Here is a 2366-nt window from a genome sequence, read left to right as displayed (position 1 = left end):
GCCCTGGTGGCCGCGGAGGGTGCCCATGTCATCGCCACCGATGTCGAGGCCGACCGCTGCGAGCTGGCCCGCACGGAGCTCGACGCCGAGATCATCGGCGTCGACGAGGTGCTGACCACGCCGTGCGACGTACTCGTGCCCTGTGCCACCGGCGGGCTGATCGACGACGACAACGCCGCGACGATCCCGACCCGGGTGGTCGCCGGCGCCGCCAACAACCTGCTCGTCCACGAGTCCGCTGCCGCCACCCTGGCCGCGCGCGGGATCGTGCTGGCGCCGGACTTCGTCGCCAACGGTGGCGGAGCCATCCACCTGGTCGGCCGGGAGGTCCTCGGCTGGGACGCCGCCGAGGTCTCCACGCACGTCGAGGGGATCGGGGACACGCTGCACGAGATCTTCGACCTCGCCCGCGCCGAGAAGATGAGTACCGAGCACGCCGCGCGACAGCTCGCCACCGAGCGACTTCCGCGGTAGCCCTACCGAATGGTCGGTCGGTCGCGTACGCTGCGGGCATGCGCGACCTGAGTCCCCGCCCCGGAGATCTTGAGCCCATCGAGACCGCGTCGGTCGATGAGCTGCGTGGCCTGCAGCTCGACCGGCTGCGATGGTCGGTTCGTCATGCGTACGACAACGTCCCGCACTACCGGGCATCCTTCGACGCCGCGGGTGTCCAACCCGACGACGTGACGTCGCTGGATGATGTCGTCCGGCTGCCGTTCACCACCAAGGCCGACCTGCGGGAGAACTACCCGTTCAAGATGTTCGCGGTGCCACGGGAAGAGGTCGTACGCGTCCATGCCTCGTCCGGTACGACAGGCCGGCCCACGGTCGTCGGCTACACCCGCGACGACCTGGAGGTGTGGGCGACGGTGGTTGCCCGCAGCATCCGTGCCGCGGGCGGGCGCGCCGGCGACATCCTGCACAACGCCTACGGCTACGGGCTCTTCACCGGTGGCCTCGGCGCGCACGCGGGAGCCGAGAAGCTCGGCTGCACCGTGGTCCCTGGCTCCGGCGGCATGACCGAGCGGCAGGTGCAGCTGATCAGCGACTTCCGGCCCGACATCATCACCGTGACCCCGTCGTACATGCTCTCGATCGTCGACGAGATGGAGCGACAAGGCATCGATCCCCGCTCGACCTCCCTCAAGGTCGGCATCTTCGGCGCCGAGCCGTGGACCAACGACATGCGTCTGGAGATGGAGCAGCGGCTCGACATGCACGCCGTGGACATCTACGGGCTGTCGGAGGTGATCGGCCCGGGTGTCGCCAGCGAGTGTGTCGAGACCAAGGACGGGCTGACCGTCTGGGAGGACCACTTCTACCCCGAGGTCGTCGACCCGCTGACGATGCAGCCGGTCCCGGACGGTGAGGAGGGCGAGCTGGTCCTCACCTCGCTCACCAAGCAGGCGATGCCGATCATCCGCTACCGCACCCGCGACCTGACCCGGCTGCTGCCCGGAACCGCGCGTACGATGCGCCGGATCGAGAAGATCACCGGCCGCACCGACGACATGATCATCCTGCGCGGGGTCAACCTGTTCCCGACCCAGATCGAGGAGCTGATCCTGCACACGCCGGCTCTCTCGCCGCACTTCCAGTGCGTGCTCACACGTCACGGAAACCTCGACGACCTCACCGTCCTCGTCGAGCACCGCGACGGCGTGGCCACCGATGCGGCAGCCGTGGCCGGGACCGAGCTCAAGCGGATGGTCAAGGCCAAGATCGGCGTCACCGTCTCCGTCGACGTCGTGCAACCCGACACCGTCGAGCGCTCGCTCGGCAAGATGCGCCGGATCGTCGACAAGCGACCCCGGCGCTGAGGGACCACACGCTCGGTGTCGGTCAGGGCCTGATCTCGTCCGCGAGCAGGTCGGCGATGCTGCGCGGTTCGCGGCCGAGGAGCTCGGTCAGCAGCGGGTCGCCCTGCGCGTAGTGGCCGGTCCGCGTGGCCTGGAACATGGAGAGCGTGAACCGGGCGAGCGGTTCTGGGATGCCGTTCGCGATCTGCTCTGCCACCCACTGCTCGTCGTCTACGACGACTCGCTCGATGGTGCGGCCGGTGACCTCGGAGGCGGCCCGCGCGAAGTCGTCGAGGGTCACGGCACCGGGCGGGACGAGGGTGACCGGGCCGTCGAAGGCGCCGTCGCTGGTGAGGACCACCGCGGCGGCCTCCGCGAGATCTGCGCGATCGGACCAAGGGAGGGGGCCGTCGGCGGGCTTGGCGATCGTTCCGGTCTGCTGCCACGGGCCCAGCAGATCGTCGAGGTTGCCGAAGAAGCCGTAGCGCAGAGCCGTCCAGGCGACTCCCGAGTCGGCGAGCACGGCCTCGGTGGCGGCGTGCAGCTGCGCCGGCGGGTACGGGCTGT

At 69.7% G+C, this 2366-nt stretch carries 2 protein-coding genes and 1 pseudogene; 2 read left to right on the top strand and 1 reads right to left on the bottom strand.

The genetic code is table 11. The features are described 5' to 3' along the window. Together ACRDPS_RS02720 and paaK are read left to right on the top strand one after the other, a co-directional pair. Positions 1 to 474: pseudogene (locus ACRDPS_RS02720) on the top strand (hypothetical protein); the annotation flags it as partial. A 38-nt stretch (positions 475 to 512) separates the two neighbouring features. Then, positions 513 to 1820 carry a phenylacetate--CoA ligase PaaK gene (gene paaK / locus ACRDPS_RS02715; RefSeq protein ID WP_431500081.1) on the top strand — a complete coding sequence of 436 codons (1308 nt, stop codon included), beginning with the start codon at positions 513 to 515 and terminating at the stop codon, positions 1818 to 1820. A 22-nt stretch (positions 1821 to 1842) separates the two neighbouring features. On the opposite strand, the gene ACRDPS_RS02710 is transcribed toward paaK, so the two are convergent. Beyond that, a partial coding sequence (locus ACRDPS_RS02710; RefSeq protein ID WP_431500080.1) for a hypothetical protein occupies positions 1843 to 2366 on the bottom strand: 524 nt, incomplete at its 5' end.

This window comes from Nocardioides sp. (genome assembly GCF_050699375.1).
Taxonomy (GTDB): Bacteria; Actinomycetota; Actinomycetes; order Propionibacteriales; family Nocardioidaceae; genus Nocardioides.
Note: the sequence above shows the minus strand (reverse complement) of the source record. Positions and strands in the feature narration are given on the sequence as shown.

Bases quoted from the DNA above. Each gene is read 5' to 3' on its own strand.
- paaK (WP_431500081.1), top strand. From the start codon at position 513: ATGCGCGACCTGAGTCCCCGCCCCGGAGATCTTGAGCCCATCGAGACC.